14 protein-coding genes are annotated in these 23,683 nt (G+C 45.5%); 10 read left to right on the forward strand and 4 right to left on the reverse strand.

What is annotated here, in order from left to right:
* Positions 1-10: 10 nt before the first annotated feature.
* Positions 11-1,051, reverse strand: coding sequence for a sensor histidine kinase (locus EL143_RS11110; RefSeq protein WP_085417329.1), 1,041 nt, complete (start codon positions 1,049-1,051; stop codon positions 11-13).
* 68 nt (positions 1,052-1,119) lie between these two features.
* Between EL143_RS11110 and argH the strand changes: the two genes are divergently transcribed.
* Positions 1,120-2,502: an argininosuccinate lyase gene (gene argH / locus EL143_RS11115; RefSeq protein ID WP_197719598.1), complete on the forward strand. Its 1,383-nt coding sequence runs from the start codon at positions 1,120-1,122 to the stop codon at positions 2,500-2,502.
* A 76-nt stretch (positions 2,503-2,578) separates the two neighbouring features.
* Here the strand turns inward: argH and EL143_RS11120 are convergent, their stop codons facing one another.
* Together EL143_RS11120 and EL143_RS11125 are read right to left on the reverse strand one after the other, a co-directional pair.
* Positions 2,579-2,947 carry a YkvA family protein gene (locus EL143_RS11120; protein ID WP_085417331.1) on the reverse strand — a complete coding sequence of 123 codons (369 nt, stop codon included), beginning with the start codon at positions 2,945-2,947 and terminating at the stop codon, positions 2,579-2,581.
* 306 nt (positions 2,948-3,253) lie between these two features.
* Complete coding sequence (locus EL143_RS11125; RefSeq protein ID WP_085417332.1) at positions 3,254-4,231, reverse strand: malate dehydrogenase; 978 nt, start codon at positions 4,229-4,231, stop codon at positions 3,254-3,256.
* Between the two features lie 635 nt (positions 4,232-4,866).
* Between EL143_RS11125 and sdhC the strand changes: the two genes are divergently transcribed.
* From sdhC to lpdA, 9 genes are all read left to right on the forward strand, one after another.
* Positions 4,867-5,244 carry a succinate dehydrogenase, cytochrome b556 subunit gene (gene sdhC, locus EL143_RS11130; RefSeq protein ID WP_085417333.1) on the forward strand — a complete coding sequence of 126 codons (378 nt, stop codon included), beginning with the start codon at positions 4,867-4,869 and terminating at the stop codon, positions 5,242-5,244.
* Positions 5,238-5,585, forward strand: a complete 348-nt coding sequence (gene sdhD, locus EL143_RS11135) for a succinate dehydrogenase, hydrophobic membrane anchor protein (protein WP_054618386.1) — start codon at positions 5,238-5,240, stop codon at positions 5,583-5,585. Before sdhC ends, sdhD begins: the two co-directional genes overlap by 7 nt.
* Before the next feature lie 2 nt (positions 5,586-5,587).
* Positions 5,588-7,351 (forward strand): succinate dehydrogenase flavoprotein subunit, encoded by a 1,764-nt coding sequence (gene sdhA, locus EL143_RS11140; protein WP_085417340.1) that lies wholly within the window; start codon positions 5,588-5,590, stop codon positions 7,349-7,351.
* A 12-nt stretch (positions 7,352-7,363) separates the two neighbouring features.
* A complete protein-coding gene (locus tag EL143_RS11145) occupies positions 7,364-8,068 on the forward strand; it encodes a succinate dehydrogenase iron-sulfur subunit (RefSeq protein ID WP_085417334.1) in 705 nt (234 codons plus the stop codon).
* 2 nt (positions 8,069-8,070) lie between these two features.
* Entirely contained in the window at positions 8,071-8,319 is a 249-nt protein-coding gene (locus EL143_RS11150) for an FAD assembly factor SdhE (protein WP_085417335.1), read from the forward strand.
* 92 nt (positions 8,320-8,411) lie between these two features.
* Entirely contained in the window at positions 8,412-9,695 is a 1,284-nt protein-coding gene (gltA, locus tag EL143_RS11155; RefSeq protein ID WP_085417336.1) for a citrate synthase, read from the forward strand.
* A 196-nt stretch (positions 9,696-9,891) separates the two neighbouring features.
* Positions 9,892-12,726: a 2-oxoglutarate dehydrogenase E1 component gene (locus tag EL143_RS11160; RefSeq protein WP_085417337.1), complete on the forward strand. Its 2,835-nt coding sequence runs from the start codon at positions 9,892-9,894 to the stop codon at positions 12,724-12,726.
* A gap of 63 nt (positions 12,727-12,789) precedes the next feature.
* Positions 12,790-13,980, forward strand: coding sequence for a 2-oxoglutarate dehydrogenase complex dihydrolipoyllysine-residue succinyltransferase (gene odhB / locus EL143_RS11165; RefSeq protein ID WP_085417338.1), 1,191 nt, complete (start codon positions 12,790-12,792; stop codon positions 13,978-13,980).
* A gap of 273 nt (positions 13,981-14,253) precedes the next feature.
* Complete coding sequence (gene lpdA / locus EL143_RS11170) at positions 14,254-15,687, forward strand: dihydrolipoyl dehydrogenase (RefSeq protein WP_085417339.1); 1,434 nt, start codon at positions 14,254-14,256, stop codon at positions 15,685-15,687.
* A gap of 600 nt (positions 15,688-16,287) precedes the next feature.
* Here lpdA and EL143_RS11175 read toward each other — a convergent pair.
* The gene (locus EL143_RS11175; RefSeq protein ID WP_170162411.1) at positions 16,288-23,517 is read right to left on the reverse strand and encodes an Ig-like domain-containing protein; all 7,230 of its coding nucleotides are present in this window, start codon (positions 23,515-23,517) and stop codon (positions 16,288-16,290) included.
* Between the last annotated feature and the right edge of the window lie 166 nt (positions 23,518-23,683).

The raw sequence follows: 23,683 nt of genomic DNA on the forward strand, positions 1-23,683 counted from the left end.
AAGCTTTTGATTAATCGTCAAACAAACCGTTTAAAGAAGACGTTTTTTTATGATACGGCAGCCGGATATGAATGCGGAAGACAGCATCGGTTTGCTCGGTTCGCGCCGTTGCATCATTGTCATACATTAATGCCAGCCGCTCCCTCAAATTTCTCAGAGCCATCGAATTACCTTTGTGCGGCTTAATGTTCAGTTCGCTCTCTTGCGGCACATAAGGGTTTTCAATCGTGATATATATCCAACGGTTTTTCAATTCCGTCATTACCGTGATGCAGCCCGGACGATGGGTAGATTCAATACCGTGGAACACCGCGTTTTCCAACAGCGGCTGCAACAATAAGTGCGGCGTTTCCGCATCGCTCGGCGCATTATGGTGCCACATCACCTGCACCCGCGTAGGCCCCATACGGATTTGCTCAATTGCCATGTACTCCTGGGCCCATTCGATTTCCTGCCCCAGCGTACTGCTTTGGCTGCCGTCGCGCAATTGGGCGCGAAATAAGTTGGCCAGATTTTCCAGCAATGTTTCGGCATCATAAGGGCGCAAACGGATAAGGCTGATAGCAGCGTTCAAACTGTTAAACAGAAAATGTGGGCGGATACGGGCAGTTAGAGCAGTCAATCTTGCTTCCGCCAATGCCGGCTGCAAAGATTGTCTACGGTTAGCTTCATAAAACATCAAGGCAAACACGGCCATATTAAACTGCCAAAAATGTATCCAGAAATTATCGTGCGATTTCAACAACACCTGATTGACCAACACAAAAATCAGTAAATTGGTAAGATAAGAGACGATAATCTCACGTTCTTTCGGTAATTTACTGATGTAGTCATACATCAGATAACCTTTAATCAGGATGGCCAGCAATGTGGGCGCCACCCAGTCCGTCAATTCCAAAACCAAGTCAAAATAAGTTCTTTCCGAAACAGTGATCAGCGGAAGAAACAGGACGGTAATCCCGATAGTAACGATAATCCGTACCTGAGAGGCCAGATTCCGCATATTGGGCACCGCGAATTTTGATAGAAAGTGACGTATAATATTGGTCATGGGTTTGGCAGTCTGCTTATGACGTTTATTTAATAAATAATTAATAATTCATAATTATGGAAATAAAAATGAATAATAGCAAAACTTGGTCAGGTCGTTTTAATGAACCTGTGTCAGAATTGGTAAAAAAATACACCGGCTCAATTGATTTCGACAAAAGGCTGGCCAAATGGGATATTCAAGGCTCTTTGGCGCATGCCGAGATGCTCCGTCAGGCAGAGGTTTTGAGCGACGAAGATGTAGCCAACATACAACAAGGCATGGCTGAAATTCTCAAAGAAATAGAGTCCGGCACAATGCCGTGGTCTCTTGATTTGGAAGACGTGCATATGAACATCGAACGCCGTTTAACCGATAAAATCGGGGATGCCGGAAAACGCCTTCACACCGGCCGCAGCCGTAATGACCAGGTCGCAACCGATATCCGCCTTTGGCTGCGCGATGAAATCAACGAAATACGATCGTTGATTCAAGCCTTACAAGCCGCTTTGCTGGATTTGGCAGAACAGCATGCCGACACCGTGATGCCGGGCTTTACCCATCTGCAAGTCGCCCAGCCGGTAAGTTTCGGCCATCATATGCTGGCTTACGTTGAAATGCTCGGGCGTGATGACGAACGTATGGCAGATTGCCGTAAACGGGTCAACCGTATGCCATTGGGTTCAGCTGCATTGGCCGGCACCACCTATCCCATTCAACGTGAAACCACAGCCCGATTATTAAAGTTTGAACAAATCTGCCAAAATTCACTCGATGCCGTATCCGACCGCGATTTTGCCATTGAGTTTACAGCCGCAGCCTCCCTGCTGATGGTGCATCTGAGCCGCTTAAGCGAAGAGTTGATTCTCTGGATAAGCCCCCGTTTCGGCTTTATTGATATTGCTGACCGCTTCTGCACAGGCTCTTCCATTATGCCGCAAAAGAAAAACCCGGATGTTCCCGAATTGGTACGGGGAAAATCAGGGCGGGTAATCGGCCACCTTACTGCCCTGATTATGTTAATGAAATCGCAACCGCTTGCTTACAATAAAGATAATCAGGAAGACAAAGAACCTTTATTCGACACAGTGGATACTTTGGTAGATACCTTGCGGATTTATGCAGACATGGTGCGCGGCATCACAGTAAAACCGGAAAATATGCGCGCTGCAGTCATGCAAGGTTTTGCTACGGCCACCGATTTGGCTGATTATCTGGTAAAAAAAGGAATGCCTTTCCGCGACAGTCATGAAGTGGTTGCTTTAGCCGTACGCCATGCGGATGAACAAGAAATGGATTTAAGCGAACTGCCTTTGGATAAATTGCGGAGCTTCTCTGATTTAATAGAAGAAGATGTCTATCAAGTGCTGACTCCCGAAGGAAGCTTAAACGCCAGAAATCATTTGGGCGGTACGGCACCGGAACAAGTACGGCTACAAGTAGCCCGCTGGAGAGAATTGCTGGCAAATTGATGCCTGTCTGAACCCTTTAAACAAAACCGCAAACCTGACACCAGGCTTGCGGTTTTTTCAGACAGGCATCTGTTATTCAACGGCGCAATAATTGCTCGGTTGCTTTCTGCGCCCTAACTTTAATATCTTCGGTCATATAGGCTTTCATCTGAGCATACACCAAAGCAATCACAGCAATATCGTCTGTGAAACCCAAAGGCCCTAATAAATCCGGGATACTATCTATGGGGCTGAAAAAATAAACCAAAGCACCGGCAATAATCAACTTTGCCCTCTTAGGAACGGCAGGCGATTTATACAGGAAATACAACGCATAAAGCTGTTTAACCGCAGGGCCGCCCAACCTCGCGGCAAACCGTACCACTTTCCTTAAAAAGCCCGGTTCATCAAGCTTACGCCGACGAAATGAAGGAATAAAATCTTCCGGCTTTTTAAAATTGTTCATTTACTATCCTCTTGCTTGGTTATTCAAAATAGGTTTTTCTGAAATAGCGTTTTACGTCTTCAATTTCAAGTCAACAGTATCCAGTTTATTAAGATTTCACACAGGCTTACATAGAAATTTACAGTCTTTTTATGATTTCCACAATCAATCAAAACACATTGGCATAAAGCAACAGGCAAAAGCAGCACATTTATCTTTCTATTTTCATGCCACATTTGCCTGAAGCGCATGTCACCAACCATAAAAATGCCTGTCTGAAACATTTTCAGACAGGCATTTTTCAATCGGCTTCAATAAACCAAGAAATCACAGCAAGTGGGCCACACCCGCTTTTTCTTCCTCCAGCTCTTTCAGGGTAATATTGATGCGCTCTTGGCTGAAATCATCAATATCCAATCCCTGAACAATTTTATATTCGCCATTTTCACAAGTTACCGGGAAGCCAAACATAGTGCCTTCAGGAATACCATAAGAACCATCGGAAGGGATGCCCATAGTAACCCATTTGCCGTTTGTGCCTAAAACCCAATCACGGATATGGTCGATAGCAGCATTTGCAGCCGAAGCAGCCGAAGACAAACCGCGTGCTTCAATAATCGCGGCACCACGCTTGCCTACTGTCGGCAGGAACACTTCCGCATTCCATACCTGATCGTTGATCATATCTTTCACGCTCTCACCATTAATTGTGGCAAAACGGTAATCTGCATACATGGTTGGAGAATGGTTACCCCACACGCACAGTTTTTCAATGTCTTTCACTGATTTGCCTGTTTTCTCTGCAATTTGACTGGCTGCACGGTTATGATCCAAACGCAACATTGCAGTAAAGTTTTTCGCAGGCAGATCAGAAGCAGACTTCATAGCAATATACGCATTGGTATTTGCTGGGTTGCCCACAACCAAAACTTTCACGTTACGGCTGGCCACTTTATTCAATGCAGCGCCTTGCACTGTAAAAATTTCCGCATTAGCCTGCAGCAAGTCAGAACGTTCCATACCTTTGCTTCTCGGACGCGCGCCTACCAAAATAGCGATATCGGCGTCTTTGAACGCTACTTCCGGATCATCCGAAGCCACCATGCCTGCCAATAAAGGGAAAGCACAGTCTTGCAACTCCATCATGACACCCTTAACCGCATTTTGCGCTTGCGGCAAATCCAACAATTGCAAGATAACAGGCTGGTCTTTACCCAGCATCTCACCGCTGGCAATGCGGAACAACAAACTGTAACCAATTTGACCAGCAGCACCGGTAACGGCAACACGAACGGCTTTTTTCATTTAAAACTCTCCTGAGTACATACTGAAATTTATTTTGAAAGAGATGGAGCTTTAAGAATATACGCTCCATAAAAATACACAAATCATAATTTGCCAAAAGCTTAGCTTAAAGAAATTCCAACAGCAATCACAATATGCCGCAGCTTTATTTAAATATAAATTAAATATCAAATTTCTTTATTGTTTGACAATAGCGATCAGCCTCACAATTACATGGGCTTGCTCGACGGTGTGTATCATACCAACAAATGTAGGAACTTGTAATTTAATTTTTAACAAAATGATTCAAGTATCTGCAACCTCAATTTATCCCATCTTTAAGAAGAAAAACATATGTTTGCCAAATAAACACATTAACTTAACCCGAACAAGCCACTTGCTTAAATTTTGTTCAAAATATTGTAAATTATTATGCCCATTCATATTTTTTGCCAATCAGTAAGATAACAACATTAAGTTTTTAATGCTGTTGGTAAATTTCATAAAATTATTTACCAAAAAAGACTACACAATCTCACCTAAACAGAGTAAATTACGCCTCAACGTAGTTTATTGTAATTTCCCGGTTGCTCTGAAACTGCGTGGCTTTGAGTGTGTTGAGTATTTATATAGAGAATTTTTTAAGAGGAATTGAGATGCAGACGAAAAAACGACCTGTGTTTCTGGATTTACAGCAGATCAAGCTGCCAATTCCAGGGATTGTTTCGATTTTGCACCGGATTAGCGGCGTTATCCTGTTTATCATGCTGCCGATTCTATTGGCGCTACTGAGCGGTTCATTAAGCAGCGGTGAAACTTTTGAAACTTATAAGGCTTTTGCCGATAATTTCTTTGTTAAGCTTATTCTGATCGGCGTATTATGGGCTCTGATGCACCATCTTATTGCCGGTATCCGCTTTTTATTATTAGACGCCCACAAAGGTCTGGAACTTGAAACAGCCCGCAAAACAGCTCGAATCGTACTCTATTCAGGTATTGCGTCTGCTTTGGTACTGGGGGTTGCATTATGGTAAACCGTAAATTAGCCGGAGCTCATTACGGGCTGCGCGATTGGGCAATGCAGCGTATTACCGCTGTGGTGATGTTGGTTTACACCGTCATCTTTTTCTTTTTCCTGCTGAGCATGTTTGGTGCCGATGACTACACCGAATGGCAGCAGTTTTTTGGCAAAACTTGGGTTAAAGTCTTTACTCAAACCACTTTTATTGCCGTTTTCTTACACGCATGGGTAGGCATCCGCGACCTTTGGATGGACTATATCAAACCTTTCGGTCTGCGCTTGTTTCTACAATCCGCGACCATTGTTTGGTTGGTAGGCTGTGCTGTTTATTCAATTAAAGTGATTTGGGGTTAATGATGACTTTTCCTGTACGCAAGTTTGATGCTGTTATTGTAGGCGGCGGTGGTGCCGGTTTACGCGCAGCACTTCAATTATCCAAAGCCGGTTTGAATACCGCTGTTTTATCTAAAGTATTTCCAACTCGTTCACATACTGTTGCCGCTCAAGGCGGTATTTCTGCTTCGTTAGGCAACGTTCAGGAAGACCGTTGGGATTGGCACATGTATGACACAGTCAAAGGTTCAGACTGGCTTGGCGACCAAGACGCCATTGAATTTATGTGCCGTCGTGCTCCTGAAGCAGTAATCGAATTAGAACATATGGGCATGCCGTTTGACCGTGTTGAAAGCGGCAAAATTTACCAACGCCCGTTCGGTGGTCATACTGCCGAACACGGTAAACGTGCCGTAGAGCGTGCTTGTGCGGTAGCTGACCGTACCGGTCATGCTATGTTGCATACCTTATATCAGCAAAACGTACGCGCCAACACCCAGTTCTTCGTGGAATGGACTGCGTTGGATTTGATTCGTGATGAAAATGGCGATGTTGTCGGTGTTACCGTTATGGAAATGGAAACAGGTGATGTGTACATTTTCCATGCGAAAGCCGTGTTATTTGCTACCGGTGGTGCAGGCCGCATTTATGCTTCTTCTACCAATGCTTTCATGAATACAGGTGACGGCTTAGGCATTTGTGCCCGAGCAGGAATCCCGCTTGAAGATATGGAATTCTGGCAATTCCATCCTACAGGCGTAGCCGGCGCCGGAGTATTGATTACAGAAGGTGTACGTGGCGAAGGCGGTATTCTTCTCAACTGCGATGGCGAACGTTTTATGGAACGTTACGCGCCAACGGTAAAAGACTTAGCCTCTCGTGATGTTGTATCGCGTGCCATGGCTATGGAAATTTATGAAGGCCGTGGTTGCGGTAAAAATAAAGACCATGTTCTTCTAAAAATCGATCATATTGGCGCAGAGAAAATTATGGAAAAATTACCGGGAATCCGCGAAATTTCCATTCAATTTGCCGGCATTGATCCAATTAAAGATCCAATTCCCGTTGTTCCTACCACTCACTACATGATGGGCGGTATTCCCACTAACTACTTGGGTGAAGTTATTGTGCCGGAAAACGGTAACCCTGAAGTTGTTGTAAAAGGCTTGTATGCAGCAGGCGAATGTGCTTGTGCTTCCGTACACGGTGCCAACCGTTTGGGTACAAACTCTTTGCTGGACTTAGTGGTATTCGGAAAATCAGCCGGCGACAGTATGATTGAATTCATCAATAAACAATCTGACTGGAAGCCCCTGCCAGAAAATGCAGGAGAATTTACCAAACAACGTTTAGACAGACTGAATAATCAATCCGGTGGTGAGAATGTTGACGAATTGCGCCGTGAATTGCAACGTACCGTTCAATTACATGCAGGCGTTTTCCGTACTGATGCTATTCTGAAAGAAGGTGTAGATAAAGTATTGACTCTGTATGAACGCAGTAAACATACAGAAATCAAAGATAAAAGCCAAGTTTGGAATACTGCGCGTATTGAGGCCTTGGAATTGGATAACTTAATGGAAGTGGCCAAAGCCACCTTAATCTCTGCAGAAGCCCGCAAAGAGTCACGAGGCGCACACGCATCTGATGACCACCCTGAACGCGATGATGAAAACTGGATGAAGCATACTCTGTTCTACTCTGCAGACAACAGCCTTCATTACAAACCGGTTCACACCAAACCACTTACCGTAGACTATATCGAACCGGCAAAACGCGTTTACTAAGGAACACACAATATGGAAAAAGTACGTTTCAAAGTGTACCGCTATAATCCTGATGTGGATGCCAAGCCGTACATGAAAGATTATGAGATTGAAATTGAACCGACTGACGTTAAGCTCTTAGATGCGATGGTTAAAATCAAAGCACAAGACGACAGCTTCTCGTTCCGCCGCTCTTGCCGTGAAGGTATTTGCGGGTCTGACGGTATGAATATTAACGGCAAAAACGGACTCGCCTGCTTAACAGACATCCGCAGCCTGCCACAACCTATCGTGCTGCGCCCTTTACCAGGCCTGCCTGTAATCCGTGACTTGATTGTGGATATGACCCAATTCTTCAAACAATATCACTCTATCAAGCCATATGTAGTTAATGACACTCCGGCTCCTGAGCGTGAACGTCTACAATCCCAAGAAGACCGAAAAGAGTTAGACGGCCTGTATGAATGTATTCTTTGCGCCTGCTGCTCAACCGCTTGCCCTTCTTTCTGGTGGAATCCCGATAAATTTGTGGGTCCTTCCGGCTTATTAAACGCTTATCGTTTTATTGCGGATAGCCGCGACACCATTACTAATGAGCGGTTAGACAATTTGAACGATCCATACCGGTTGTTCCGTTGCCACACAATTATGAATTGTGTAGATGTTTGCCCGAAACATCTCAACCCGACTCGTGCTATCGGCAAGATTAAAGAAATAATGTTGAAACGAGCCATCTAAATATGGTAACTTTTGACGAATCTGCGAAACGGCGCATCCGTTTCCTCACACGCCGTGGGCTGCTTGAGCTAGACATCTTGCTCGGGCGGTTCATGGAAACAGAATTCCAGCACTTAAGTGATGAAGAACTTGTGATATTTGTGGAAATCTTGGATTTACCAGATCAAGAATTTTTAGCTTTGGTAAATCAAAAAGAGCAAGCAGATCGCGATGATTTCAAACTGATTCTGGAAAAAATCAGAAATGCTTAATTTGGCAATATATTCAATTAAAGATGTGCATATTCCAAATAGCTTTCTGAGGTTTCAACAAAACCCGAACATAAGAATAAAGGAGTTAAGAGATGTCTAAAACCGTTAAAGTACAAATCGAAGGCAAAGAAACCCTGGAATTACCTGTATTAGAAGGTACTTTAGGGCACGACGTAGTAGACATTAGAACCTTCACCAAAGGTTCGAATATGTTTACTTTCGACCCAGGTTTCGTATCTACTGCGAGCTGTGAGTCAAAAATTACCTTCATCGACGGCGAAAAAGGCCAACTCTATTACCGCGGCTATCCTATTGAACAACTTGCTGAGCATAGCGATTATCTTGAAACTTGTTATTTGCTCATCTACGGAGAGCTTCCGACTGCCGAGCAAAAAGAGAAATTCGTTAACACAGTAACAAAACATACCATGGTAAACGAACAATTAACTTGGTTCTTCCGTGGTTTCCGCCGTGACGCACACCCAATGGCTATGATGGTAGGTGTAGTAGGTGCTCTATCTGCTTTCTACCAAGACAGCTTGGAAATTTCTGATCCAGAACACCGCAAGATTGCCATTTATCGATTGATTTCTAAAATTCCGACAATCGCTGCGATGTGTTACCGCTATTCAAACGGTTTACCTTTCAACTATCCTCGCAATGACTTGTCTTATACCGCCAATTTCATGTATATGACATTTGCCACTCCTTGCGAGCCTTACGAACCAAACCCGGTCTTAGTAAGAGCTTTGGATCGCATTTTTATTCTGCACGCAGATCATGAACAAAACGCCTCTACTTCTACTGTGCGCTTAGCAGGTTCGTCCGGTGCAAATCCGTTTGCATGTATTGCTGCCGGTATTGCAAGCCTCTGGGGTCCTGCCCACGGTGGTGCAAATGAAGCTGTACTGAAAATGTTGGATGAAATCGGCGACGTATCCAATGTGGCTACTTTCATGGAAGGTGTGAAAGAGCGTAAATACCGCTTGATGGGCTTCGGTCACCGCGTATACCGCAACATGGATCCGCGAGCCAGCATCATGCGTGAAACTTGTTATGAAGTTTTAAAAGAGCTGGGCTTGGAAAATGATCCGAAGTTCAAACTGGCCATGGAATTAGAAAAAATCGCTTTGAACGATCCGTTCTTCATTGAACGTAAACTGTATCCAAACGTAGATTTCTACTCCGGCATTGTATTGTCCGCTCTTGGTATCCCGGTATCCATGTTTACCGTAATCTTTGCTTTGGCGCGTACCGTAGGCTGGATTTCACACTGGCATGAAATGATTAGCGACCCGAACCAAAAAATTGGCCGTCCGCGTCAACTTTACACCGGTTCTGCCCGCCGTGACTTTGTTCCAGTAGATAAGCGCTAATTATTACCGATAGGTTTTCAGACAGGCATTCTTGATATAATCAATGCCTGTCTGAAAACTAAACTTATTTTTGGCATTAAAATACACTCGAAAAATTTTCGCAGCATATCGCATTCACACATTTACCATTCACTTAAAGAATAAGCCTATTCGGATTTATTCTGAATTTTTTCACTTTCAATGCAAAGACATAGCTATGATGGATGAACAACAAAGTTTTTCATATCTGTTTGGTTCCAATGCTCCCTATATTGAAGAGCTTTATGAGAACTATCTTAACGACCCGGACTCTGTTAACGATCATTGGAAGCAATATTTCTCTCAACTAGCAGCCCAGCCAGGTGCCGTTGATCGTGATGTTGCTCATAGACCGATTCAAGAATCTTTTGCTAATTTGGCAAAACAAAAAGCCACCGCAGCCATTGCAGGCGGCCTAGATGAAAACCTGCTGAAAAAACAAGTCGGTGTATTACGTTTGATGTCTGCTTACCGCATTCAAGGTGTGGGTGCCGCACAACTTGATCCGCTCAACCGCATGCCTCCTCGTAATCTTGATGCGCTTGACCCCAAATTTCATGGTTTGAGCGACGCCGACATGGCTGTGCGTTTCAGCGTTGGTGAAGGTGATTTTTCCGGCGACGACAAAATGACCTTGTCTGACATCGTCAGCAAGCTCAAACAAACCTATTGCGGGCATATCGGCGTAGAGTATATGTATATTGCCAACACCGAAGAGCGCCGCTGGATTCGTAATTATTTTGAAGGAACATTATCCACCCCCTCTTTCAGCACTGAACAAAAACGCTATATCTTAAAACAAGTTACTGCCGCTGAAACGCTAGAGCGTTATCTACACACCAAATATGTAGGCCAAAAACGTTTTTCTGTTGAAGGTGGAGAAAGCTCAATCGCAGGTTTGAATTACCTTATCCAAAATGCCGGCAAAGACGGTGTGGAAGAAGTCATCATCGGCATGGCTCACCGCGGCCGTTTAAATGTGTTGGTTAACACTTTAGGCAAAAAACCGAGCGACCTGTTTGCAGAATTCGAAGGTAAGTCTGAAATCACTTTGCCAAGCGGTGATGTGAAATATCATATGGGCTTCAGCTCCGACATTGCTACACCGAATGGTCCTATGCACGTTTCTTTGGCATTCAACCCTTCGCATTTGGAAATTGTAAATCCGGTAGTAGAAGGCTCTACTCGCGCCAAACAACGCCGTCGTGGTGAACATGGCCAAGAACAGGTTCTTCCTGTTTTGATCCATGGTGACTCCGCATTTATCGGTTTAGGTGTTAACCAAGCGACATTCAACCTCTCGAAAACTCGCGGTTATACTACTGGCGGCACCATTCATTTGGTCATCAACAACCAAATCGGCTTTACTACATCAGATATACGAGACGTACGTTCTACCGTTTACTGTACGGATATTGCGAAAATGGTGGAAGCGCCTGTATTCCATGTAAACGGAGACGATCCGGAAGCTGTGTGTTTTGTTATTCAAGCGGCTTTAGATTACCGCAAACAATTCAAAAAAGATGTGGTTATTGATTTGGTATGTTATCGCAAACTCGGTCACAATGAAGGCGACGATCCTACATTGACACAACCGATGATGTACAAAAAAGTCAGCCAACATCCCGGTACCCGTGCTTTATACGCAGATAAATTGATTAACGAAGGTGTTGTAACCAAAGAAGAAGCTGACGGCTATATCCAAACATATCGTGACGCTTTGGATAAAGGTGAACATGTAGAACAAACCCGTTTGACCGACTATGAAAGCAAACACCGTATCGACTGGTCGAAATATAAAAGTACCGACTGGCGTGAGAGCGTTGAAACCGGATTACCCGCAGCCGATATTAAGCGCTTAACAGATAAATTTACCGAAATACCCGACAACTTTGCTTTACACAATACCATCAAGCGGGTTATTGACTCCCGCAAAGCAATGGCTTCCGGCGACCAGTCGATTGATTGGGGTATGGCCGAAACTTTAGCTTATGCAAGTTTGGTTACCAATGGCATCGGTGTCCGTATCTCAGGTGAAGACTCCGGCCGCGGCACATTCTCGCACCGCCATGCAGTATTCCACGATCAAAACCGTGAAAAATCAGATGGCGGCACCTATATCCCTCTGCGCAATATGAGTGAAGGCCAGGCAAGTTTTTCCGTTATTGATTCAATCCTTAACGAAGAAGCAGTAATGGCTTACGAGTACGGCTACGCATGCTCTGCACCTAATAAACTCGTTATCTGGGAAGCCCAATTCGGTGACTTTGCCAATGGTGCGCAAGTAGTTATCGATCAATTTATCTCTTCCGGCGAGACCAAATGGGGACGCTTGTGCGGCTTAACGACCATTCTGCCTCACGGTTATGACGGACAAGGCCCAGAGCACTCTTCTGCGCGCTTGGAGCGTTGGCTGCAATTATGCTCGGAAGAAAACATGCAAATTGTTATGCTTTCTGAAGCCTCTCAAATGTTCCATGTTTTGAGACGCCAAGCTTTAAGATCGCTTCGCAGACCGCTTGTTATCTTTATGTCCAAACGCTTACTGCGTTTCAAAGATTCCATGAGTCCGCTGGAAAACTTTACCGAGAATTCCGAATTCCGCCCGCTTATTGGCGACGTGGTTCAACGTAAAGACAATAACAGTGTAAAACGCATTATCCTGTGCGCAGGCCAAGTGTATTATGATTTGGCTGCCGCTCGAGAAGAGCGTAAGCTGCTTGACGACATCGCTATCGTCCGTGTCGAACAGCTTTATCCTTTCCCATATGAAGAAATTCAAGCCGAACTGGCTAAATATCCGAATGCAAAAGAAGTTATGTGGGCGCAGGAAGAACCACGCAATCAAGGTGCTTTCCATCAAATTCGCCACCGTATTGAACGCGTACTAAATGACTCACAAAAACTGTCTTATGCAGGACGTCCAACTAGCGCTTCACCAGCTGTTGGCTATATGAGCAAACATGTGGCCCAGCTCAAACAGCTAGTCGACGACGCAATGAACCTGAATTAATCTTAAGAATGCCTGTCTGAAAACATTTATTTTCAGACAGGCCTACCCAAACCGGAGAATAAAATGATTGTTGAAGTAAATGTTCCTGTATTTGCCGAAAGCATTACAGAAGGTACCCTATTATCTTGGCATAAAAAAGTTGGGGAATCTGTTGCCCGCGATGAAGTATTAGTAGATATCGAAACCGATAAGGTTGTGTTGGAAGTTCCCGCTCCCCAAGCAGGCGTGTTGGTAGAAATTATCGTGCAAGACGGTGAAACCGTTGAAACACAACAGCTTTTGGCTAAGATTGACACCGAAGCAGCTGCCTCAGCCCAAGAAACCCCTGCTAAAGAGGCTGCTCCAGCTGCTTCTGAAGCAAGTGCAGCTCCCTCTTCCTCTTCTCAAGCCGGTGTTGCCATGCCTGCTGCAGCTAAATTAGCCGCAGAAAAAGGCGTAGATATCAACAGCGTACAAGGTTCAGGTCGCGATGGCCGTGTTTTGAAAGAAGATGTACAAAATGCAGCTCCTTCAGCCTCTAAAGCCGCTCCTACCGCTCCATTGCCTACCGGTGAACGTCCGGAACAACGCGTTCCGATGAGCCGTTTGCGCGCCCGTGTTGCTGAACGTTTGCTGGCTTCTCAGCAAGAAAATGCAATCCTTACCACTTTCAACGAAGTTAACATGAAACCGGTAATGGATTTACGCAATAAATACAAAGAAAAATTTGAAAAAGAACATGGCGTAAAACTTGGCTTTATGTCTTTCTTCGTTAAAGCAGCCGTAGCAGCCTTGAAAAAATTCCCGGTTGTAAACGCTTCTGTTGACGGAAAAGATATCGTATATCACGGCTACTTCGATATCGGTATCGCTATCGGCAGCCCGCGAGGCTTAGTTGTACCTATTCTGCGTGATGCCGATCAAATGAGCATCGCCGATATTGAAAGAGCGATTGTCGATTACGCAGTAAAAGCCAAAGACGGCAAAATCGCTATCGAAGATTTAACTGGCGGCACATTCAGCATTACCAATGGCGGCACTTTCGGTTCTATGATGTCCACCCCCATTATCAACCCTCCTCAATCTGCCATTTTAGGTATGCATGCAACAAAAGAGCGTGCCGTAGTAGAAAACGGCCAAGTTGTCGTACGTCCTATGATGTATTTGGCTCTATCCTACGATCACCGAATCATCGACGGTCGCGAAGCCGTGTTAACACTTGTTACCATTAAAGACCTGCTAGAAGATCCTGCACGTTTGTTGCTTGATTTATAAAAGATTTCAGACAGGCATATAGTAAATATGCCTGTCTGAAACTATATAAAGAAATGCTGAAAACAAGTTACATTGCCTTATTTATCAACAGCATTTTAAGCAGATGTTTCAACGATGCATGACACAACTATGTAAATTTATCCTCATATCGCCATCCATATTTGGAATTAGGATTAAATGGCAACGAGGTTACAAACATAGTCTTTAAATACTTGTCATTAAATTTCCCAACAAAATTTCAAATCAATTCTTTAAAAAATTTAAGGATAAATCATGTCTCAGTATGACGTTGTTGTAATTGGCGCTGGTCCTGGCGGCTATATCGCTGCCATTAGAGCTGCTCAGCTAGGTTTCAAAACTGCCTGTATTGATGCCGGTCTTAACAAAGCAGGTGATGCCCCTGCATTAGGCGGAACCTGTTTAAATGTGGGCTGTATTCCATCTAAGGCTCTTTTACAATCCAGCGAACATTTTCACGCTGCGCAACACGACTTCGCCGAGCACGGCATTAATATCGGCTCTGTAAAATTTGATGCCGAAAAAATGATTGAACGCAAAGATGCCATTGTTAGCAAACTTACCGGCGGTATTGCTTTCCTCTTCAAAAAAAATAAAGTCGACAGCATCCATGGTAAAGGCTCATTCAAAGGTAAGTCCGGCGATTTCTACCAAATCGAGGTAGATAACCAAGGCGAAAAAAGCTTAATCGAAGCCAAAAACGTTATCGTTGCTACCGGTTCAGTTCCCCGCCCTCTCCCTCAAATTGCTATAGACAACGTTAACGTATTGGACAATGAAGGTGCTTTAAACTTAACAAAAGTACCAAAAAAACTCGGTATCATCGGTGCCGGCGTTATCGGCTTAGAAATGGGTTCCGTATGGAAACGTGTGGGTTCAGAAGTTACCATCTTAGAAGTGCTTCCAACTTTCTTGGCCGCAGCAGACCAACAAATTGCTAAAGAAGCATTCAAATACTTTACTAAAGAGCAGAATCTGGATATCCAATTAGGCGTAAAAATCGGTGAAATTGAAAACAAAAAACAAGGTGTAACCATTAATTACGAAACTGCCGACGGCCAAGCCAAAACAGAAACTTTTGATAAACTCATCGTTTCAATTGGTCGTATTCCCAGTACCAACGGCTTAAACACAGAAGCGATTGGATTGGAAAAAGATGATCGCGGTTTTGTGAAGGTAGATGATGAATGCCGCACCAACCTGCCTAATGTCTGGGCGATTGGCGACGTTGTCCGCGGCCCGATGTTGGCTCATAAAGCCAGTGAAGAAGGCGTTGCAGTTGCAGAACGTATTGCCGGTCAAAAACCTCATTTAGATACCAATACTATTCCTTTCGTTATTTACACTGACCCTGAAATTGCTTGGGTAGGCAAAACCGAAGAACAGCTTAAAGCTGAAGGCGTAGAGTACAAAAAAGGAACATCTGGTTTCGGAGCCAATGGCCGCGCCTTAGGTTTGGGCAAAGCAAAAGGTACAGTAAAAATTCTTGCCGATGCAAAAACTGACCGTATTTTAGGTGTACATATGGTAGGCCCTATGGTTAGCGAACTAATAACCGAAGGCGTTGTAGGTTTAGAATTTAAAGCCTCAAGCGAAGACATCGCTCGAATCATTCATGCACACCCAACTTTATCCGAAGTATTGCATGAAGCCGCACTAGCAGTAGACAAACGCGCTTTGCATGGATGATTTAAATTTATTATCGAGCCGTTCTATGAACGGCTTTTTTATTTGTCCTTAATTCACACTAAAATAAGCTAATAACTGAAAGAATCTCTGAACAAACCGGGCATAAAAAATATTACATAATTTAGTTCTCAATCTCTAAGCAATGTAAAAGGTTTGTTTTCTTCAAAATACGATAGCAACATCATAAAATTTAAGCTTATTTGTTCATCAGCTCTTGTCACTTTAACCCAGGATAATTTATAAATTTTAAGTTACTTAATGTCTATCTGAAGTATTTTTCAGACAGGCATTCTCTTTTTTTAGATACTCACATTATTCTTTACAGCCTCAATAATATAACTTCGGTAACGATATAGGAGCTTTAAGCTTCAATAACGTTACGAGATACTTGCATTAAACCCAAGTATGACAAACACACTATTATTGAAATTTATTTGCCTACAATAGTATCTAGTGCAGCTCCAGAGCTTTACTTAACCACCCACATAATCAATGCCTGTCTGAAATATCTTCCCCATTCAGACAGGCATGGAATCATATATGGCAAATAAAAAGCCCCTTTACTTCAATCAAAAGCAAAGGGGCTTTTTGGAACAACAATTAGCCTAATACTTCAACATGTTTTTCCAATACGGTTTCTAAAGTCTGACCGCTAGAAATACCTGTAAAGGTAATGCTATTGTTGTAAGTGGCACCGTCAGCTCCTACAGCAGTAAAGCTCAAGGTACTTGTCGCATCATCCCAAGCGGCATTCTGCAGCTGATTTACATTCACTAAGTCAGCAAACACTACTTTATCTTCGCCCTCAGTGAAATCAACAATTACATCATTACCACTATTGGAATTCGCCAAGAAGACAAACTTATCGGCACCTTCTCCCCCGGTCAGATTGTCATTACCAGCACCACCAAACAATACATCATCTCCAGTACCACCGTTAAGCGTATCATTGCCTCCGTCAGGACGACCATCTAACAACTCTTTCCAGTGATCGGTGATATAGTCTGCTTTTTGTTGATCCGTAGCTTCTACACCACTATTTTCAGACCATTTGATGAATTCATTCAATGCTTCTGAACTCATACCATTATGGTTTCCACCAGTATAGTTAACACCAGTATCCCCATTGGTCCAAGTCAAGTGGTCGGTATTGATAGTATCACCAAAGATAATATCGTTACCATCACCTCCAGAAATAACGTCATCAGAAACATTGCTCAGAGCCTCAGATTCACTACCACCTTGCAATGCAGCATCCAACTCATCCGGAGTGTTCACAATAGCAGAATCACCTTCCGTACCTTGATATACAACTTTTCCGACTTTAGGCGCTTGATAACTGAAGCTATTTTCTACCAATGCCTCGTTAGAAGTGTTATCAAAATAATTCAATACATTTTCTCTAATACCTTGAGAGAAGCCTATAGCATGCACAGCAGAAACATCACTCAAGCCTTTAAAGCTATTTAGAGCAGCATCGATTGTATTTTGAGTAACATAAGCACCGATAGGATCTTTACGTCCATCTGAACCGTACGCAGTTGGTTCACCGTCAGTCAAGAAGTAAGTAACGTTTTGGTAACCATTACCGGATACTTCATTAAACCATGCGGTAGTATCGGCAAATGCATCATCATAGTTGGTAATACCTTCAAGGCGTGATCCAACTTTCAAATTAGCAATCTTGCTTACCAATTGATCCACATTGTCTTGAGTCAGGTCATCAATATCTATTTCCAACTTCGTCAAACGGTTGAATGCGAACAAGGCTACGTTTACTTTTCCATCATGACCAGCTAAATCATTTGCCAGTTTCAGCAAAGAACGCTTCGCCATATCGAAGTAAGATGAACCATCTGCAATACGGTATTTTTGCATACTGTTAGAAATATCCAACAGAATAGCCACATTGTAATCAGCTCCTGGAGTGATTACTGTTGTAGTGCCACCCTTATCACCAACTAAAACGTCATTACCGCCTCCACCATTGATATCATCTTTATCATTGCCACCAAAAATAGTTTTGTCACTATCTCTACCGTCAATAGTAATAGTCAATGTTGAAGTAACGCTATCGCCATCTGCATCCTTCACGGTATAAGTAAACGCGTCTGTTAATGTTTCACCGTCATTCAAGGCTTTAACGGCAGAATTGTTATTATCCAATGTATAGCTATAAGTACCATCAGAATTCAGTGTTAATTCACCATAGCTACCCTTGCCATTTTCAACATTAGCAGTTACAGGTTTATCAGCACCGGTAGTATCATTATTCAAAACATTTCCACTAACAGAGCTTTCACCTTCCCTGATATTGTTGGTATCAGCAGATGCGGCTGGTTGAGTATCTGTAATAGTCACATTCAGTTGAGCATTGGTTGTATTACCTAAGGCATCCTTCACAACTATGTCAAATGAATCTACAACAGAATCATTACCTTGGCTGTGGTCTTTCGCTGTGCCGTTTTCAGTATACTCATAAGTCAATACACCTGTTGCAGCATCATAACCTGTGACTTTTAAAGTACCTTTATCTGTAACAATTTCAACAGGAACATTATTATTGGCTTGAGTCACATCTTTATCACCGATAGTGATTACACCAACACCTGCTTTATCAGATACTTTAATCGTACCATTTACTGTATTTGAGCTTGCCTCTTCCACAGAAGCACTCTCCACTTCTACAGAAGGAGGGGCAGTGTCTACACTACCACTATCCTTAGCCGTACCTTCATTACCCGCAGGATCTTTCACCTTCGCTTCCGCTGTATACGAACCTTCCGGCAATTCGTTCGGCACTTCCACTTCGTAGGTACCGTCCGGTTTAACCGTGGTGGTCACCACTTGGGTGTTGCCGTCTTTGTCGGTAACGGTCACTGTCACTTCCGAACCTGCCGGTGCATCGGTTGTACCGGTAATGGTCGGTGTGGTATCGCTGGTATTGTCCGGTGCGTCTACCGTGATTTGTGGGGCAGTAGTGTCTACGCTGCCTTCATCTTTAGCCGTACCTTCATTACCCGCAGGATCTTTCACCTTCGCTTCCGCTGTATACGGACCTTCCGGCAATTCGTTCGGCACTTCCACTTCGTAGGTACCGTCCGGTTTAACCGTGGTGGTCACCACTTGGGTGTTGCCGTCTTTGTCGGTAACGGTCACTGTCACTTCCGAACCTGCCGGTGCATCGGTTGTACCGGTAATGGTCGGTGTGGTATCGCTGGTATTGTCCGGTGCGTCTACCGTGATTTGCGGCGCTGTAGTGTCGATCGAACCCGGGTCGGTTGCGGTCGCTTCATTACCCGCAGGATCTTTCACCTTCGCTTCCGCTGTATACGGACCTTCCGGCAATTCGTTCGGCACGTCCACTTCGTAGGTACCGTCCGGTTTAACCGTGGTGGTCACCACTTGGGTGTTGCCGTCTTTGTCGGTAACGGTCACTGTCACTTCCGAACCTGCCGGTGCATCGGTTGTACCGGTAATGGTCGGTGTGGTATCGCCGGTATTGTCCGGTGCGTCTACCGTGATTTGTGGGGCAGTAGTGTCTACGCTGCCTTCATCTTTAGCCGTACCTTCATTACCCGCAGGATCTTTCACCTTCGCTTCCGCTGTATACGGACCTTCCGGCAATTCGTTCGGCACTTCCACTTCGTAGGTACCGTCCGGTTTAACCGTGGTGGTCACCACTTGGGTGTTGCCGTCTTTGTCGGTAACGGTCACTGTCACTTCCGAACCTGCCGGTGCATCGGTTGTACCGGTAATGGTCGGTGTGGTATCGCTGGTATTGTCCGGTGCGTCTACCGTGATTTGTGGGGCAGTAGTGTCTACGCTGCCTTCATCTTTAGCCGTACCTTCATTACCCGCAGGATCTTTCACCTTCGCTTCCGCTGTATACGGACCTTCCGGCAATTCGTTCGGCACTTCCACTTCGTAGGTACCGTCCGGTTTAACCGTGGTGGTCACCACTTGGGTGTTGCCGTCTTTGTCGGTAACGGTCACTGTCACTTCCGAACCTGCCGGTGCATCGGTTGTACCGGTAATGGTCGGTGTGGTATCGCTGGTATTGTCCGGTGCGTCTACCGTGATTTGCGGCGCTGTAGTGTCGATCGAACCCGGGTCGGTTGCGGTCGCTTCATTACCCGCAGGATCTTTCACCTTCGCTTCCGCTGTATACGGACCTTCCGGCAATTCGTTCGGCACTTCCACTTCGTAGGTACCGTCCGGTTTAACCGTGGTGGTCACCACTTGGGTGTTGCCGTCTTTGTCGGTAACGGTCACTGTCACTTCCGAACCTGCCGGTGCATCGGTTGTACCGGTAATGGTCGGTGTGGTATCGCTGGTATTGTCCGGTGCGTCTACCGTGATTTGCGGCGCTGTAGTGTCGATCGAACCCGGGTCGGTTGCGGTCGCTTCATTACCCGCAGGATCTTTCACCTTCGCTTCCGCTGTATACGGACCTTCCGGCAATTCGTTCGGCACGTCCACTTCGTAGGTACCGTCCGGTTTAACCGTGGTGGTCACCACTTGGGTGTTGCCGTCTTTGTCGGTAACGGTCACTGTCACTTCCGAACCTGCCGGTGCATCGGTTGTACCGGTAATGGTCGGTGTGGTATCGCCGGTATTGTCCGGTGCGTCTACCGTGATTTGTGGGGCAGTAGTGTCTACGCTGCCTTCATCTTTAGCCGTACCTTCATTACCCGCAGGATCTTTCACCTTCGCTTCCGCTGTATACGGACCTTCCGGCAATTCGTTCGGCACTTCCACTTCGTAGGTACCGTCCGGTTTAACCGTGGTGGTCACCACTTGGGTGTTGCCGTCTTTGTCGGTAACGGTCACTGTCACTTCCGAACCTGCCGGTGCATCGGTTGTACCGGTAATGGTCGGTGTGGTATCGCTGGTATTGTCCGGTGCGTCTACCGTGATTTGTGGGGCAGTAGTGTCTACGCTGCCTTCATCTTTAGCCGTACCTTCATTACCCGCAGGATCTTTCACCTTCGCTTCCGCTGTATACGGACCTTCCGGCAATTCGTTCGGCACTTCCACTTCGTAGGTACCGTCCGGTTTAACCGTGGTGGTCACCACTTGGGTGTTGCCGTCTTTGTCGGTAACGGTCACTGTCACTTCCGAACCTGCCGGTGCATCGGTTGTACCGGTAATGGTCGGTGTGGTATCGCTGGTATTGTCCGGTGCGTCTACCGTGATTTGCGGCGCTGTAGTGTCGATCGAACCCGGGTCGGTTGCGGTCGCTTCATTACCCGCAGGATCTTTCACCTTCGCTTCCGCTGTATACGGACCTTCCGGCAATTCGTTCGGCACTTCCACTTCGTAGGTACCGTCCGGTTTAACCGTGGTGGTCACCACTTGGGTGTTGCCGTCTTTGTCGGTAACGGTCACTGTCACTTCCGAACCTGCCGGTGCATCGGTTGTACCGGTAATGGTCGGTGTGGTATCGCCGGTATTGTCCGGTGCGTCTACCGTGATTTGTGGGACAGTAGTGTCTACGCTGCCTTCATCTTTAGCCGTACCTTCATTACCCGCAGGATCTTTCACCTTCGCTTCCGCTGTATACGGACCTTCCGGCAATTCGTTCGGCACTTCCACTTCGTAGGTACCGTCCGGTTTAACCGTGGTGGTCACCACTTGGGTGTTGCCGTCTTTGTCGGTAACGGTCACTGTCACTTCCGAACCTGCCGGTGCATCGGTTGTACCGGTAATGGTCGGTGTGGTATCGCTGGTATTGTCCGGTGCGTCTACCGTGATTTGCGGCGCTGTAGTGTCGATCGAACCCGGGTCGGTTGCGGTCGCTTCATTACCCGCAGGATCTTTCACCTTCGCTTCCGCTGTATACGGACCTTCCGGCAATTCGTTCGGCACTTCCACTTCGTAGGTACCGTCCGGTTTAACCGTGGTGGTCACCACTTGGGTGTTGCCGTCTTTGTCGGTAACGGTCACTGTCACTTCCGAACCTGCCGGTGCATCGGTTGTACCGGTAATGGTCGGTGTGGTATCGCCGGTATTGTCCGGTGCGTCTACCGTGATTTGTGGGGCAGTAGTGTCGATCGAACCCGGGTCGGTTGCGGTCGCTTCGTTACCCGCGGGATCTTTCACCTTCGCTTCCGCTGTATATGTACCTTCCAGCAAATCTTTCGGTACATCTACCGCATAAGTGCCGTCATCTTTAACTGTGGTGGTTACTAATTGAGTCACACCCTCTTTATCGGTAATCGTAACCGTTACCACAGAACCCGGAGGCACATCATCAGACACCTTACCGGTAATGGTCGGTGTGGTATCGCTGGTGTTGTCCGGTGCGTCTACCGTAATTTGTGGGGCAGTAGTGTCGATCGAACCCGGATCGGTTGCGGTCGCTTCGTTACCCGCGGGATCTTTAACCTTCGCTTCCGCTGTATATGTACCTTCCGGCAAATCTTTCGGTACATCTACCGCATAAGTGCCGTCATCTTTAACTGTGGTGGTTACTAATTGAGTCACACCCTCTTTATCGGTAATCGTAACCGTTACCACAGAACCCGGAGGCACATCATCAGACACCTTACCGGTAATGGTCGGTGTGGTATCGCTGGTGTTGTCCGGTGCGTCTACCGTAATTTGTGGGGCAGTAGTGTCGATCGAACCCGGATCGGTTGCGGTCGCTTCGTTACCCGCGGGATCTTTAACCTTCGCTTCCGCTGTATATGTACCTTCCGGCAAATCTTTCGGTACATCTACCGCATAAGTGCCGTCATCTTTAACTGTGGTGGTTACTAATTGAGTCACACCCTCTTTATCGGTAATCGTAACCGTTACCACAGAACCCGGAGGCACATCATCGGACACCTTACCGGTAATGGTCGGTGTGGTATCGCTGGTGTTGTCCGGTGCGTCTACCGTGATTTGTGGGGCAGTAGTGTCGATCGAACCCGGGTCGGTTGCGGTCGCTTCATTACCATCCTTATCTTTGATAACAGCATCTGCTGTGTATGTACCTTCCGGCAAATCTTTCGGTACATCTACCGCATAAGTACCGTCATCTTTAACCGTGGTAGTTACTACTTGGGTATTGCCATCTTTATCTTTGATAGTAACAGTTACTTCAGAGCCCGGAAGAACATCCTGAGTTACAGTTCCGGTAATGGTCGGAGTAGTATCGCTAGTGTTATCGGGCGCATCTACAGTAATACCAATAATACTGCCTGGATCTTCCGCTGTTGCAGTATCTTCAGGTGACGATTTATCTACTACTGTAGCTGATGCTTTATAAGGCCCGCTCGGCATTTCATCTGTTGGCTCTACAGAATACGTTCCATCTGCTTTAACCGTTGTAGTTAAAGTATGTGTTTTTCCATCAACAGTATTGCCATTAGCATCTTTAGCAACTTCCGTTACTGTTACCGTTACGACACTACCTTCCACTGCATTTGTTGTACCAGTAATAACCGGTGTCTTGTCTGCTGTTTGATCAGGAGCAGATACTGTGATTTTTAGAGCATCCTCTGGTGTATCGTCATCACCGCCTCCACCTGCAGCAGCGGCCAAACCGGCTACAGGAAGAGCAGCCAACGCCCATAGAGGATTCGGAACCCACAATGCACTTGCTACAATCTCACCACCTAAAGCTTGACCTGCAGCCACTTCATCGGCCAACATCGTAACAGCTTCTTCCTGCAGCGTACTTTCAGGAATGTAAGGGTACATATTACCGTTTTCATGTAGACCAACCAAAAGGTTGTCTGCACCATTATTGCCGTAGAATCCTTCAATAATGAGATCCGGATTCTCAATATTCGTACCTTCGAATGCAATTTCCAAATTTTCACCCACACGTTTGGTCATAATATTTTCAGGACCAAAAGATGTAGCATCATCAATAAATTGATAGTTTACATTTTCTTGGGCAGGAATTCGAAGAGGTGTACCTGTTGCTGTTTGTAACTGTACTGTTTCAACAGTTGACTTAGCATCATTAATATTTAGCGTAATGCTTCTAGACATAGTCTTT

The sequence above is a fragment of the Neisseria canis genome (assembly GCF_900636765.1).
Classification (GTDB): Bacteria; Pseudomonadota; Gammaproteobacteria; order Burkholderiales; family Neisseriaceae; genus Neisseria; species Neisseria canis.